The sequence below is a fragment of the Streptomyces rhizosphaerihabitans genome (genome assembly GCF_025399795.1).
Classification (GTDB): Bacteria; Actinomycetota; Actinomycetes; order Streptomycetales; family Streptomycetaceae; genus Streptomyces; species Streptomyces rhizosphaerihabitans.
This window is the reverse complement of record NZ_JAODTZ010000036.1, coordinates 40,648-55,482: the sequence shown is the minus strand read 5'-3', so window position 1 is coordinate 55,482 and position 14,835 is coordinate 40,648. Positions and strand designations below refer to the sequence as shown.

At 74.0% G+C, this 14,835-nt stretch carries 8 protein-coding genes; 6 read left to right on the top strand and 2 right to left on the bottom strand.

The annotated features are described in order from the left end of the window. Positions 1-140: 140 nt before the first annotated feature. Both N4G66_RS29835 and N4G66_RS45995 read right to left on the bottom strand, forming a co-directional pair. Positions 141-932 (bottom strand): inositol monophosphatase family protein, encoded by a 792-nt coding sequence (locus N4G66_RS29835; protein ID WP_261707396.1) that lies wholly within the window; start codon positions 930-932, stop codon positions 141-143. A gap of 41 nt (positions 933-973) precedes the next feature. Continuing rightward, a complete protein-coding gene (locus N4G66_RS45995) occupies positions 974-1,150 on the bottom strand; it encodes a DUF6368 family protein (protein WP_391858906.1) in 177 nt (58 codons plus the stop codon). Positions 1,151-1,407: 257 nt separating this feature from the next. Here N4G66_RS45995 and N4G66_RS29830 point away from each other — a divergent pair, with 257 nt between their 5' ends. The 6 genes from N4G66_RS29830 (at position 1,408) to N4G66_RS29805 (ending at position 14,779) form a co-directional block, all read left to right on the top strand. Further along, positions 1,408-2,274, top strand: coding sequence for a DUF4132 domain-containing protein (locus N4G66_RS29830; RefSeq protein WP_261707355.1), 867 nt, complete (start codon positions 1,408-1,410; stop codon positions 2,272-2,274). Then, positions 2,271-7,184 (top strand): DNA-binding protein, encoded by a 4,914-nt coding sequence (locus N4G66_RS29825; RefSeq protein ID WP_261707354.1) that lies wholly within the window; start codon positions 2,271-2,273, stop codon positions 7,182-7,184. Before N4G66_RS29830 ends, N4G66_RS29825 begins: the two co-directional genes overlap by 4 nt. Before the next feature lie 116 nt (positions 7,185-7,300). After that, positions 7,301-8,461, top strand: a complete 1,161-nt coding sequence (locus N4G66_RS29820; protein WP_261707353.1) for an ATP-binding protein — start codon at positions 7,301-7,303, stop codon at positions 8,459-8,461. Further along, positions 8,458-12,096 carry a vWA domain-containing protein gene (locus N4G66_RS29815; RefSeq protein ID WP_261707352.1) on the top strand — a complete coding sequence of 1,213 codons (3,639 nt, stop codon included), beginning with the start codon at positions 8,458-8,460 and terminating at the stop codon, positions 12,094-12,096. The genes N4G66_RS29820 and N4G66_RS29815 overlap by 4 nt, the downstream gene beginning before the upstream one ends. Further along, on the top strand, positions 12,093-14,015 hold the full coding sequence (locus N4G66_RS29810; protein ID WP_261707351.1) for a hypothetical protein: 1,923 nt from the start codon (positions 12,093-12,095) through the stop codon (positions 14,013-14,015). Before N4G66_RS29815 ends, N4G66_RS29810 begins: the two co-directional genes overlap by 4 nt. A gap of 344 nt (positions 14,016-14,359) precedes the next feature. Next, complete coding sequence (locus N4G66_RS29805) at positions 14,360-14,779, top strand: CBS domain-containing protein (RefSeq protein WP_261707350.1); 420 nt, start codon at positions 14,360-14,362, stop codon at positions 14,777-14,779. The last annotated feature ends 56 nt before the right edge of the window (positions 14,780-14,835 follow it).

Here is a 14,835-nt window from a genome sequence, read left to right as displayed (position 1 = left end):
ACACCATCGGCTGCCGTACGACCACGTGAGGCAACCTTGATCAGTGCGGCGAGGAGCATCTCGTCATCCACTCCAAAAACCCGCTGCAGCACCGTCCGACAGGCGGGCACAGTGCATGACGAGCAGGCGCGGTACCCGCTTCAGTTGCGGATCATGGACATCAGTTGCCGGTGGGTTTCGGCGTCGGCGGCCGCCACAAGTCCGACGCCTGACTGCCCGATCGGCGCACCGTCGATTCCGGTGACCACGCAGCCGGCGGCCCGGCACAAGGCGATGCCGGCGGCGAAGTGCACGCTCCCGGACAGGTCGCCGCCGTCCGTCACGTACGCGGCGCGCTTACCGGCGGCAACCCAGGCCAGCGCCAGAGTCGTGGACACGACCCGGGGCCGGAAACGTGCCACGAAGTCGGGCTGCGCCAGCAGGTTCACGGCCCGGAAGCCGGGCGCGCTCGTGAACGGCGGGTCGAGATTGACGTCGACGAGTCGGCTGGCGGACGTCGGCGCCAGTCGGGCATCGGCACCGTCCTGCCGCACCCAGGCCTGCTCGCCGTCGGTGAAGAAGACCTCGCCGCTGAACGGATCGGCCACCGCCGCGGCACCGCCGCGAAGCGCCACGTTGACCGCCACCAGCATGTTGCCGACCGCGTAGTTCAGCGTGCCGCACAGGGGATCCACCAGCCATTGACGCACGGCTTCCGCCGGACCCTGCTGCCCACCCTCTTCGCCGAGCACGGCGTCGTCGGGCCGGGCGGCACGAAGGACGTTGAGGATCACCTTCTCGGCCTCCACATCGGCGGCGGTGGCGAAGTCTCCGCCACCCTTGTCGATGCGTGTGAGCCGTCGGCCGTACATGGTGCGCACCACGTCCGCACCTGCCAATGCCGCGGCTGTCGCGACCTCGGCATCGTCAAGGCTCGCATATGAGTTGATCACGTCACGCAGGATATCGGCGGGACCAGCGGACGGGCCGGCGGTCACTTCACGAGCCGGAAGCCCGGTCGGCGGGCCCACGCTCTGAGGAATTCCGCTGAGCCGTACGCCGCGTCCCACGGATCCGTCACCGTCGCGACAGTGCCCGGAAGGCCGGCCACGATCGGCACTTGATCCTCACGGAGTTCGGCGTCGGTGACGCCTCCGAGCACATCCGTCACAGCCGCGGTCAGCAGGGCCGTGAGCTCACCCCGCTCACTCCCCCATCTCCCGGCTGCGAACCGTCACCTGAGCGCGGAGACGCTCCGCGCAGACCGGCAAGGGCTTCGATGCGCCGAGCGGGACCTGTGTGGGCGCCGGGACCGATTGTCAGTGGCCGACGCTAGCGTTCAGCGCATAGTCGCATTCGGCCCGGGCGGACTGACCTGGGTGAACTGTGCTCTCAATCTTGTGTTCTTGACGCGGAAGGCTGTGGCTCGTGGGTTGGCTGTCAGCGGGTGACGGGTATGAAGTCGCCCTTGTGGAGGGGCGGGTGGCGGCGCGTGCCACCTCGGGCCGGTCGGCGGGGCGGCAGTTGAAGTCGCTGCCGCGCGCGCTCAAGGACCACCCGGAGGTGGACCGGCTCCGACGGTTCGCCGAGTGGCTGGACCGTCATGCCACGGCGTGTGTCGCGCAGGTCGACGCGTGGATGGTGTCGTCGCTGCCCGTACCCACCGGGCTGCTGGCCCGGGTGTGGCCCGACGAGGCCTGGCAGTCCGCGCTGCGCGATCTGGCCGTGGTCGGCGACGACCCGGACGAAGTGGGCTTCCTGCGCGGCGCCACGGAAGCCGGCGAGCTGCGGCTGGTGAACCTGGACGGCGAGACCGTCCGGATGGCCCCGCGCACGGTCACGCTGCCGCACCCGGTGCTGCTGCCGGACCTCGACGACCTGCGGGAGTTCGCGGCCGAACTGGGCATGGTCCAGCGCGTCGAGCAGATCCACCGCGCGATGTGGCGGCGGCCCGAGGACCTCGACCCCAAGTCCACCGAGGTGCGGGACTTCACCGGGGGCTCGTTCCGCTCCCGCTTCGCGCTCGCCGCACGCGCCAGTTCGCTCGGCTACCGCGTGTCGGGTGGTTACGCGACCGCCCGGGTGCGGGACGGCGGACGCACCGTCGAGGCCTCGGTGTGGATCGGGGAGCCGTACTGGGAGGACGGGGTCGAGACCGGCGCGCTCACCTGGCAGGACCAGGACGGCCGCGCGCTGCCGCTGCGCGAGGTGGGACCGGTGGCCTGGTCGGAGGGGATGCGGATGGCCGCGGCACTGTACGCCGGCCGCGTCATCGAGGAGGGCAAGAACGCATGAGCGGGGGGACGCAGGTGTCGTACGAGGAACTGCTGACGGCGGGCGCGGTGCTGCCGCCCGACACGGATGACGCCGGGGAGCGGGGGGTGCCCCTGACGGCGCGGACGTACCGTCACCCGGGCCTGGACGAGCGGGTGGTGGTGCGGCTGGTCGCCGGCGAACTGGGTGCGGCCGAGGACCTGGCCGCCGGATTCCTCGGCCTGGAGCGGGACGCCGAGCCCGCGGTGGTCGGGTTCGGGCTGCGCCAGTCTCTGGGCTTCCCGGAGTGGGTGCTGGTGCACCACCCGAAGGACGGTCATCACGCGCTGGGCGTCGTTCCGGACCTGGAGCGGGCGGCCCGGCAGACCAAGTCCCGTCCGAAGGCCGCGCTGGACGCCTTCGTGGAGCTCGGTGAGCGGTTGGCGGCCTCGGTGCCGCACTTCCTGCCCACGTTCTACGAGCAGGCCGGGCGCGTGTTCCTCGCGGAGGAGAACGCCACATACGCGGCCCAGTTGTTCACCCGCGCCCGCAAGGCCGAGGCGGAGCACGGGCTGACGGTCCAGGAGGAGCGGCTGGACGCCGTGTTCCTGGAGTTCGCGCTGGCCGGAGCGCTCCCGGTGAAGGTGCTGTCCGCCTACGCCAGGGAGTTGGCGGCGCGCGTGCCGGCCGAGGAGGCGCTGCGGCGCTTCACCCGGCTGTGCCTGCGCCGGACGGCGGGCGGGCTGCCGCCGTCGGCGCAGATGGCGAACGACCTGCGCAAGCTGGCCCGGGCCGCCGGCCGGGACGTGAACCTCGCCGAACAGGAGTACCTGTCCGAACTCCTCGGTCTGCCGGCCACCTTGCGCGCGTCGGCCGGCTGGTGGAAGGGGCACCGTACGGCGCTGGTGGCGCTGGCCGCGCGCGAGCCGAGCGTGCGGGGCACCCTGCTCGACCTGCTCCCTTCGAGCCACGACAGCGAGATGCCGGCGATGTGGCTCGGGCTGCTGGAGGCCTCCGGTGCGACGGCGGGACTCTGGGACGCCTCCCTTCCCGGGGACCGGCGGCCGCATGACGGCGCGGCGGGCTGGCTGGAGCGGTTCCTGACCTACCGGGAGCGGGCCCGGTCCTGGCGTGCCTCCAGTCGTATGGCTGAGCTGTATCCACTGGTGGAACGGACGGCGGACCGGCTGCGGACCGAACTCGCCGCGTCCGGTGGCGCGTTGAAGGTCCTCCACGACCTGGACCTGATCGACCTGCTGCTGTCCCTGGGCATTCCGGTGGCCGCTCCGCAGAAGGACGAGACTCTGCTGCTGACGCAGTGGGCCCTTGGAGAAGGACACCGTGACCTGGTGTCGCTGGCCGCGGACACCCGTTTCCACGACGCCTTTCAGCGGGGCGCCGACCGGTTCGTCAACGACGAGCACACGCTGCGGGCGATCAGGCTTCTCTCGGCGTCGCCGGGCGGCAGCCCGCTGCTCGCGGACTGGGTGCGCACCGTCGTACGGCGGTTCACCGCGGTCGGCCTGCCCCAGCTGCCCGAAGCGCTGGCCCGGCTGAAGTGGCTGCCCGCCGAGGCGCTGGCGCTGGCCGAGGACGAGGTACGTGAGGCCGCCGGAACCGACCTCGCGCCGGTGCTGGCGCGCACCCTGCGGGCCGGGCTCTTCGACGAACTCGGCTGGCCCGCCTGGGAGGACGCGGTCGCCTCCCTCGTTCCCAAGGCCGACATCGAGGACGTGATCGTCGCCGACGCCTGGCCGAACCTCATCGTCGCCGGCGCCGCCCAGGCCCGGGTGATCGGCGCCGGGGGCACCCTCCTCACGCACGACCTGCGGATCCCGGCGAACAGCAGCTGGGGCGATCCCGGCTTCCACCATGTGGACGGAGAGCTCCTCGTCTACTGGAACGACCGCACCGACGGCCTGCGCGGCTACTGGCACACCCGCGCCGACCGCCCCGAATCCCTGGAAGGCGCCCGCAACACCCGGGGCACCCAGATGGACTGGTACCGGGGCGACATGCCGATCACGCTGCCCCTGCCGGGCGGCGGCCGGACCACCGGCGGCGCGGTCCTGCAGGCCGGGGACACCACCGTGCCCCAGGAGCGGCACCTGCTCTGCGACGGCGTCTCGTACTGGGTGTGGCACGCGGAGGGCGAGGACCACCAGGCGCACGGCTGGCACGAGTTCGACCCGATGACAGGTGAGCGGGGCCGTATGAGCAGGCCCGCCTTCCTCGCGGACGCGCTGCGTGACGCCCCCGAGGGCAGCAGCGTCGACAGCGGCCGGCTGCGCCCCTCGCCGGCCTCCGGCGTCGCGCCGGCCTCGACGCCCGTGGACGGGCTGGCCGGACTGCGCGTGGTGCGGCTGCCCGACGGCTCCGTGCGCGCCCAGGACCTTTCCGGACACACCGTCACCGTGCCCGCGGACGCCGGCCGTCCCGCCACGCTCGTCGTCTTCCCCGGAACCGACGAGGCGCGGGCCGTCGTCCGCAACAGCTGGCAGCTCGCCATCGTGGACACGGACGGCGTGACCACCTCGGTGGCCAAGACCGACCGTGCGCCCGGCGCCTTCGGCGAAGGCTCGCTGCTGCTGCCGCCGGTGCAGTACTGGGAGTGCCTGACAGCCCGCGACCCGGGCGGCTCCAAGGCGCTGCGCGACATCGACCGGGACACGGCGGCGGCCCTGCTGTCCGCCGCGGCCCACGAGAACAAGGAGGCGCTGCCCGAGGCGATCCGTTCCCTCCTCCCGGTCACCCACACCGCGCTGGTCACGGGCATCGCCGGGGTCGTGCGCCACGCGGCCGGTCAGCAGGCCGTCCTGGACGCGGCGGCCGACCGGCTCACCCGGACCCTCGACGGCGGTCTGCAGGACGAAGGCCCGGCCGGGCCACCGGACGCCGTGCTCCTCGACGCGATGAACGGTCTCGGCGGATCCACCCGCTCCTGGTGGAACCGTGACGTCCAGACCGACACCGTGTTCCGCGCCCTGCGCGAGCTGAAGCGAGCCGCCCAGCTCCCCGGCGACGCCGGGGCGGAGGGACCGGCCGCACACCTCCACGCCGACGGACGCCGGTTCCCCGTCGGCCAGCCCGGCCTGGAGACACTGCTCGACCGCGTGAGCGCCCTGGCCTTCCGCACGGCGGCCCGCACCACCCCCGACGATCACCGGGAGGCGCTGCACGCGCTGCTCGCCGAGTTCGACGCCCTGGGCCTGGTTCCGGCCGCCGAGCCCTCGCACTGGCGCAAGGTGAAGCTGCTCCTGGAAGAGGAAGGTCCGCTGCGCACCCCGTCGGGCGAGTGGCGTGAGGGCGCGTGGAACGGGCTGCTGCCGCTGGGCGGGGGTTCCTTCATCGCCGTGGTGGGACGCGTCTCACAAGATGACGACGACTGCGTGTTCAGCGGATACTTCCACGATCCGGCCGGGCGCTTCGAGACCCCGGAGCCCTACACGCTCCGGGCGTCGGCCCCACTGGGCGAGGGCGGGCACGAGGGCCGGCTCGGCGCGTTTCTCACGGAGCTGGCCGCGCGCGGACCGGCGCCCTGGTTCCCGCAGGCCGCCGAGGAGTTCGCGCGCCTGACGGGCGTCACCGAGACCATGGCCCGGCTGATCGTGGCCGGTCTGCCGCAGGTCGATGTCTACGAGCGAATGTTCCTGACACCGCAGGCACGCGATGCCATCGGGGTGAAGGCCGCTCCGGCGGCGGTCGCCAAGGATGAGCTGCGCCAGGTCGATCCGGCGATCCGTGCCGCGGTCGTGGCCGCACTGCTGCCCGCCGAACCCGCCCGGCTGTGGACCGAAGGGCCGGACTGGGCCGCCGCGGCCGAGGTCTGGAACAGCAGGATGGGCCGACGGGCGGCCGTACCCGAGGAGTTGCTCAGCGACGCGGTACGCGCGTTCAAGCACGGGCCGTGGACCGTCCGCCAGGCGCTGCCCGCACTGCTGAACCCGGCCGGTGAGCCCCGGCTCACCCAGGACCTGGAGTGGGCGGTCGAGGGCGACCGGGTCAAGCCCGTCGACAAGAAGTCGGTCGGATTCGACGGAGCGACGCTCGTCGGCGCCATCGGCCTCGCCGCCTGGCTCGCCCACCGTCTGCCCGCCGGCGATCCGATCCGCGCCTCGCTGCCGGCCGCGCTCGACGCCGTACGCGAGCGGCTGGCCCACCCCGGGCTGATGCTCGACCTAGGGCAGTACGTCAGTCTCCCCGCCTTCCGGAAGACCGCGGGCGCACCGACCGAGGTCGGCAAGGGCTTCGAGCGGTACGGTGCCGTCGTCCTCGCCACCCACGACGACCAGCCGTCCCCCGCCGTCCGGGTCGCCCTGCTCGACGAGGCGGGCCAGGACCCGTACCTGCCCGCACTGCGCGTCGAGGGCCAACGCCCCTACCAGGCCGAGGTGGCGCTGCGTCTGGCCCGCTCCTCCCGCTTCGCGGCCCTGCTCGCCGATCCGGGCGACCCGCAGGCGGGCGAGCGGGCCGCGGACGGCACCTGGTGGCCGCAGGACCCGGGCCGCTCCGTGCCGGACCTGGTGACCGAGGCCGCCAAGGAGTACGGCGTCGGCGAGGACGCCGCCACGCTCTATCTGATGCTGCTCGCCATGCCCGACCCGACCGACCGGATGACGGCCCGGTGGACGGGGTGGAAGCCGGCCCGCCTCAAGGCGGCCCGAACCGAACTGGCCGCCACCGACCTGGTGGTGGAGGCCACCCGCACCAGGGCCGGACGTTCGCTCTTCCTGCCCGGTGGCTGGGTGGACCCCAAGGCTCCGCGCGTTCCGCTGGAGCAGTGGAAGCGGCCGCTGTTCGACGGCCTGCTGAGCGGTGAGGAGGCTCTGCTGGCCGCGATCGTGCCGACCGAACCGGCCGCGGACCTGTACCGCAGGGCCTGGCAACTGGTCCGGGAAGGCGAAGGGCCCCGGTTCGAGCAGCTCAAGGTGCGGCGGGGACGCCGCCGCTGACCTGCCTCCGGGGCGCCGCCCACGGCCTACCTCCCGGGGGCACCGGCCCGACCGGCCGGTGCCCCCGGCACCCCCTGCCACGACGACAGACCGACCCACCGAACAAGGACGAACGCATGCCCCCGACCGACACGGCGACGGCCCCTCCGGCCCGGCAGACCCTGCCCGCCGAAGAGCGCCACGCCACCGAACTCGCCTTCCTCGCCGCCCACGACACAGGCCCCCGCCCGCCCGGCTGGTGGCTGACACCCCGCTCCGCGATCACCTTCGTCTGCGGCAGCGGCGGGGAGGCCCTCAAGCTCCCCGAGCGGCACGCGACCCTGCCGGACCGTCTGGTGATCGCCCCCAAGTTCGTCGGCGAACGCGCCCTGGTGGAACGATGCGTGGTCACCCTCGCCGGAGAGCGCGGGCTCCTGCTCGTCGGTGAGCCGGGCACAGCCAAGTCGATGCTCTCCGAACTGCTGTCCGCCGCCGTCTGCGGCACCAGCGCGCTGACCGTGCAGGGCACGGCCGGCACCACGGAGGACGCGATGCGCTACGGGTGGAACTACGCCCTGCTCCTCGCACAGGGCCCCACGCCGAAGGCGCTGGTCGACTCCCCGGTGCTGGCCGCCATGCGCGCCGGCCGGGTGGCCCGCGTCGAGGAGATCACCCGCTGTCTGCCCGAAGTACAGGACGCCCTGGTGTCGATCCTGTCCGACCGTCGGATGAGTGTGCCCGAACTGGCCGGCACGGACGACGCCCAGGTCTCGGCCGCTCCCGGATTCACCGTGATCGCCACCGCGAACCTGCGTGACCGCGGTGTCTCGGAGATGTCGGCCGCGCTCAAGCGCCGCTTCAACTTCGAGACCGTGCACCCGATCGCCGACGTCGACGCCGAGACGGAACTCGTACGGCGGCAGGCCGTGGCGGCCGTCGAGCGGGCGGGCGCCGTCTTCGGCGTCGACGACGCGGTGCTGGATGTGCTGGTCACCGTCTTCCGCGACCTGCGGGCCGGGCGGTCCGCGGAGGGCTGGGACGTGGAGCGGCCCGGCACGGTGATGTCCACGGCCGAGGCCGTACAGGTCGCCGTCTCCCTCGGGGTGGCCGCCGCCTATCTTCCCGGTGCCGACTCCCTCGATCTGGTCCCCGGTCACCTGCTGGGCGTGGTCCGCAAGGACGACCCGGCCGACCACGCGCGCCTGCTCGGCTACTGGGACGGTCCGGTGCGCCGCCGCGCCGAGGACGGATCGGCGCTGTGGCGCCGTCTCTGGGACCTGCGGGAGAACCTCCGGTGACGCACACCCAGGATCCACGGGCGGCTGTCACCGCCCTCGCCGACTCCGTGGTGCCGTACCTGCTGGGGGTACGGCACCACAGCCCGGCACTCGCCGCGGCGCTGCCCGCCCTGCTCGACGCGTGCGGGGCGGAGGTCGTATGCGTCGAACTGCCCGCCGACTTCCAGCCGTGGCTGACCCATCTGGCCGCGCCGGGCACCATCGCGCCGGTCGCGCTCGCCGGGGCGGGTGAGAACGGGCGGCTCGGCTTCTACCCGTTCGCCGACTTCTCCCCGGAGCTGGCCGCGGTCCGCTGGGCGCGCGAGCGGGGAGCGGAGGTCGTGTGCTGCGATCTGCCGATGTCCGATCCGCGGTGGAACGCGGACGGCCCCCTCCCCTCGGGCGACACCCGCACCGCGGTCGCCGAGGTGGCCCCGGCCGCTCCCGTCTCCTTCGGGAACGCCCTCGCCGCGTCCGGGACCGGCCGTGCCGGCGACGATCTGTGGGACCGCTGTGTGGAGGTCCTCGCCCCGGGATCCGCCCCCGAGGCGATCCGCCGTGCCGCCCTCGGCGTCGGTTGGGCACTGCGCAGCGACGCCGAGGCCCAGGGCGGAGTACCGGCGGTGGACCTGGCCCGTGAGGCCCACATGCGCGAGACGATCACCCGCGCCGCGGGGGACGGGCGCCGGGTCGCGGCCGTCGTCGGCGCGTTCCACGCCCCGGCACTGACGGCAGCCGCCCTGCCGCCCGATACGGTTCCGGTTCCGGGTGCCGCCGCTGCGGTGTCGAGGGCGGCCGATCACAGCGTTGCCGGGAAGCACCCGGGCGTCGTCACCTCCCTCGTCCCCTACGCCTTCGATCTGCTGGACTCCCGTTCCGGCTACCCGGCCGGCATCCGCGACCCGCGCTGGCAGCAGGCGGTCTTCCGGGCCGGAGGCGATCCCGAGCGGGTGCAGGGCGCGGCCGCGCGAGCGGTCACCGACGTGTGCCGGGAGCTCCGCGCGGCCGGGCACAGCGCCGGAACGGGCGAGGCCGCCGAGACCCTGCGGATGGCAGGTGATCTCGCCCGGGTGCGCGGACTCGCGGCGCCGGGGCGCGGCGAGCTCATCGAAGCGCTGACGAGCGTGATGGGCCAGGGCGAACCGCTCGGCCGCGGCCGAGCCCTCGCGCGGGCGCTCGAAGTGGTCCTGGTCGGCACCGACCGGGGCCGGATCGCGCCGGGCACCCCGCGCTCGGGTCTCGGCCCGTGCGTGGAGGCGGAGGTCGTCGCACTGCGGCTGCCCGGACCGGACGACCCCGCGTCGCGCGAGGTACGGCTCGACCCGCTCCGCTCCGCTCTCGACGGGCGCCGCGAAATCCTGCTCCAGCGCCTCGCGGTCTGCGGCGCGGGCTACGGCGAGGCCGTGGCGGTGGCCGGAACGGGCGACGCGGCCGCACTGACCACCCGGTGGCGGGTGTCGTGGACGCCTGCCGTCCCCGTACGGCTGGACCTGGCCGGGATACGCGGTGTGACCGCGGCCCTGGCCGCCGAGGGCACCCTGCGGGAGACCTTCCGCAGGGAGTCGGCGGACGGCGGTCCCACCTGCGCCCATGTCCTCGCGGCGCTCGGTGCGGCCGCCCGCTGCGATCTGCCGGCGCTGGTGGCCGAGCGGCTCACCGATGCCGCCATCGTGCTCCCCGCCACGGCCACACTGCCCGAACTCCTCACCGCACTCGATCTGCTGGAGACGCTGTGCCGCGGCCACCTGCCCGGCACCACCAAGGACAGCCGACAGACCGCCGCCGAACTGGCCACCGGCCTCCTGGAGTCGGCGGTCCGCGCCCTGCCCGGGTTGGCGGGCAGTGACCGGCCGGAGGACGCGGCCGCGCTCATCGAGCTGGCCTCACGGGCCGGTGAACACCGTCTCGGACTGCGGATGGACGACGCCCTCGGCACCCTCGCTCGCACGGGCTCCCCGATCGTCCAGGGCGCGGCGCTGGCAGCCCGGGTCCTGCTCGACCTCGACGACGCCGCCATGCTCGGCGCCCGTACGGCGGGCTGGATCGACACGGCAACCGGCCCGGAGGCACGGCATGCGCTGGGCCGTCGGCTCGGCGGGCTGCTCAGCGGTGCGGCCGCGCTCCTCCAGTCGGCGCCGACGGCGCTGGACCCGCTTCTCGACCGCATCGACACGCTCGCCGACCAGGGCTTCCTCGACCGGCTGCCCGCCCTGCGCGGGGGCTTCGACACGCTCACCCCGGCAGGCCGCGACCGTCTCCTGCGCACCGTGACCGAGCGGCTCGGCGACCGTCTCGACCTGTCGCTCACCGCCTCGCCGAGACTCCTCGCCCTGTGGACGGCCGCGGACGCGGCAGGGCTCGAGGCCCTCCGCGCGCTGCGTCTGCCGGCCGGGCCGAACGCTGCGGCGCCCGCGGATTCCCGGCTCCCCACAGTCCCGGACGATCCCGAGCGCCCCACATCACCCGTACCCTCCGCCGTACCGCGCTCCGCGGAGACACCCGCCTCCACGGCGCCGTCCGCCACGCTCCGGATCACCCCCACCGACCGCTGGCGGCTGCTTCTCGGCCGGGAGACCGACAAACTCCCGCAGAACGCCCGCCGATACGCGCACGCGCTCGACGAGTTGTACGGCACCGGCCGCGGTGAGGGCTCCGCCGACCTCGGCCGGGAAAGCGGCGCCCGGGGGCAGAGCGGCGGCCGGGACGCGTCCTTCCCGACAGCCCGCGAATGGGCCGAGGAACTGGAGGCGCTGTTCGGCGCGGAGGTCCGTGAGGAGGTGCTGGCACGCGCCGCCGACCAGGGGCGCTCCGACGTACTGGCCGAACTCGACCCCGCCGCGGTCCGCCCCTCGGTCGACCTGCTCACCTCCGTCCTGTCCCTCGCCGGCGGAATGCCCGAACAGCAACTGGCCAGGCTGCGCCCTCTCGTACGTCGTCTGGTCGACGAACTGGCCAAGGAACTCGCCACCCGGATGCGCCCGGCCCTCACCGGGCTCGCGACACCACGCCCCACCAGGCGGCCCGGCGGCCGGCTCGACCTGCCGCGCACCCTGCGGGCCAACCTCGCCCACGCGCGCCGGACGGCCGACGGACGGACCGTGGTCGTACCGGAGCGACCGGTGTTCAGCACCCGCTCGCGCAAGGAGGCGGACTGGCGCCTCATCCTCGTGGTCGACGTGTCCGGGTCGATGGAGGCCTCCGTCATCTGGTCGGCCCTGACCGCGGCCGTTCTGGGCGGCGTCCCCACCCTGTCCACGCACTTCCTCGCGTTCTCGACGGACGTGATCGACCTGACGGACCGGGTCGAGGACCCGTTGTCGCTGCTCCTGGAGGTGCGGGTCGGCGGCGGCACCCACATCGCGGCCGGGCTGGCACACGCCCGCTCCCTGGTCACCGTGCCCAGCCGGACCCTCGTGGTGGTGGTGAGCGACTTCGAGGAGGGCTACCCGCTGGGCGGGCTCCTCGGCGAGGTACGGGCCCTGGCGAGCTCCGGGGTGCACCTGATGGGATGCGCCGCCCTGGACGACACGGGCACCCCGCGCTACTCGGTGCCCGTCGCCCAGCAACTCGTCGCGGCCGGCATGCCCGTCGCCGCGCTCAGTCCCCTCGCCCTCGCCCGCTGGGTGGGCGACCGTCTCCGCGGAGAGACCCGATGAACGCCGAACTGCCCCCGGTGGCGCCCGATGTGGTCGCCGCCGCCGTGGAGAGCCTGACCACCAGGCTGCGCAAGAAGCTGGATGCCGCGATCGAGTCGTACGCGACCGCACCTGTCGTCGCCGACGGCGCTGTGCGGCGCGTGCGGTGTGGTGAGGACGCGGAGGTCACGCTCGCACCCGGTTCCTCCGGCACCGTCACCGACGCGGACCAGGTGGTGTGCAGTTGCCTGCTCGCCCCCCGGTGCCTGCACCGGGCCGCTGTCCTCGGCGCCTGCCCACTGGCCGACGCGGAGGCGGACGCCGAAGCGGGTTCCGTCGGCGACAGCGCGCCGCAGGAGGATTCCGACGCCGCGGCAGACGGGGCGCTCGGCGCTTCGACCGGCACCGGGCCGGGTGCCCGGTGCGCCGAGGAGACCCTCGCGGAGCCCGGGGAGACCGTCCCCCTCACCGACGCCCAGCTGGCCGCCGCGTCCGAACTGTGGACGGCGGCAGCGGCCGTGCTCGCCGCCGGGGTGCCCACCGCGGGCGCGGTCCCCCAGGCCGAGTTGCTACGAGCCGCACACAGGGCGCGCCTCGCAGGGCTGCACCGCGCCGAGGCAGCCGCGCTGCGGGTCGTACGTGGGCTGCGGGGCGCACGCGCCCGCCACGACGGCCACCGGCTGGGCGACCTCATCGCGAATGTGCGCGAACTGCTGCTCACCACCGCGCTGTTGGCCGTGGCCGACCCGGATCAGGCGTTGATCGGCACTGCCCGCCGCAGTTACCGACCGGGCGGCAGCCTGCGGGTTCACGGCGTGTGCCGGGAACCCGTGATCGCGGCCACCGGCTACGGCGGTGTCGTCACCCATCTCGTCTCCGACGACGGACGCTGGTTCTCCGTCGCCGACGTCAAGCCCGGCGGTCCGGCCCGAGCCCAGGGAGCGGCCACGGCCACCGTCGCGCTCGGCTCGGGAAGCCTCGATCACGCCCAACTCGCCCGTGGCGGGCTGCTGATCTCCGGCGCGACGGTCTCCTCCGACGGCCGCCTCGGCTCCGGCAAGGGGGTACGGGCGACCCCGCTCACCGGTCAGTCGTGGACATCGGGCCCGCTCGCCGCACTGTTCGCCCGCCCGTTGACCGAGTCCGTCGCCGAACGGCTCGCCGTGGCACCGGGCGCAGACCCGGAGCGGGCCGAACAGGCGGCGCGCGAGCTGGTCGGCTGCGACCTGATCCTCGTCGGAGCGGTCGGGGAGCATCTGATCGCCCGGGAACTGCCGCCCGGACAGCCGGACGGAGACGGCCTGTTGATCCGGCTGGCCCCGTCCAGCGGCCATCCCGGCCTCGCCCACACGGCCAACTTCCGCCGGCTCGCGTCCAGGCCGGGGCTGCGGCTCCGCGTGATCGGCCGCCTGGACCCCGACCGCGCTGCCACTCTCCGCCCCCTCGCGGTCGCCCCGCTGCCGGACACCGAGGCGACGTTGCGACTGCCCGCGGACTGGCAGGGCCGCGCCGACCTGGGCTACGACCGCCTGGAGGGCGCGCATCTCCCGCCCACGGACGTCCTGCCCGCCGCGCCCGCCCTGGACGGCCCGAGCGACGTCCCACCGGACCCGTTGGCGGAGGCTCCCCTGTGGCGGCTGCGCCGGCTGATCGAGATCGCCGTGTCGGGTGGCCGCAGAGCCGTCGCCGAACCCGCGCGCGACGGCGACCGGACCGGGGGCGGGGCAGCCATGCGACGCGGCGGCTTCCACACGGCCGCGGACTTGGCGGCCGATCTCACCGCGGAGGCCGACCGACGCACCCGCGACGTCTTCGGCCGCACCGGCGATGCCGACCCGGACGGCTACGCACGGGCGTGGCTCGCCGCGGCCGTCTATCTGACGGGCGTCGAGCGGGCGTTGATACAAGCCACCTGGCAGCCGGAGACGGCCAGTTCCTGATCACCCGCCTCATGGTTCCCGGCGGCCGGACCCGGCTCGGGGTGGAGCGGGTCCGCCAGGTGTTCTTGGCACTTGAGTTGAGGCCGGCGCTGAGGATGGCAGCGTGGTGCCTGCGGGGATCGCGGCGGGCACACCTGCCTGCGGACTGCGCGGCCGGCTATGTGGTGGCGCCCGTGAAAGGCCGGTCACCCACTGAGCCGGCCGACTGTCATGGCCAGGAGCGGGCATGCGCCCTGTGAAGTGCTTGCCGCCCGGTGCAGCCGCGGAACAGTGGCGGAGGATGCCAAGGCTCAGGGTGGCGGACGGTCTCGAAGGGACTCGCGTTCACGGCGAAAGGCGATGCGATGGTTGAGGCAGTGCGTGATGTGATGACCGGGCCGCCTCGGTCGGTCCTCCCCCGGACCCCTGTCACCGATGTCGCCCGGTACATGCGGGACGAGGGGATCGGCGCCGTACTGGTCACCGAAGGCGGACGTCTGCGCGGCGTCGTCACCGACCGGGATCTTGTCGTCCGCGTGATGTGCCGGGGCGGGAACATCGACCACGTGACCGCGGCGCAGGCCTGTAGCGACGTACTGGTCACGGTCTCGCCCGACGACGACATCGACCGGGCTGTCACCCTCATGCGCCAGCGCGCCGTCCGGCGCATTCCGGTCGTCGACGACGGCCGCCCGGTCGGCATCGTCACGCTCGGCGACATCGCCGTGGAGAACGAACCCGACTCCGTCCTGTCCGCCATAACCACCGCCGCGCCCAACGAGTGACGAGCGCTCGAGGGGAGCGGCTCCCTGCCCGGCGCCTCCGCGGATCCCGGCGGGCC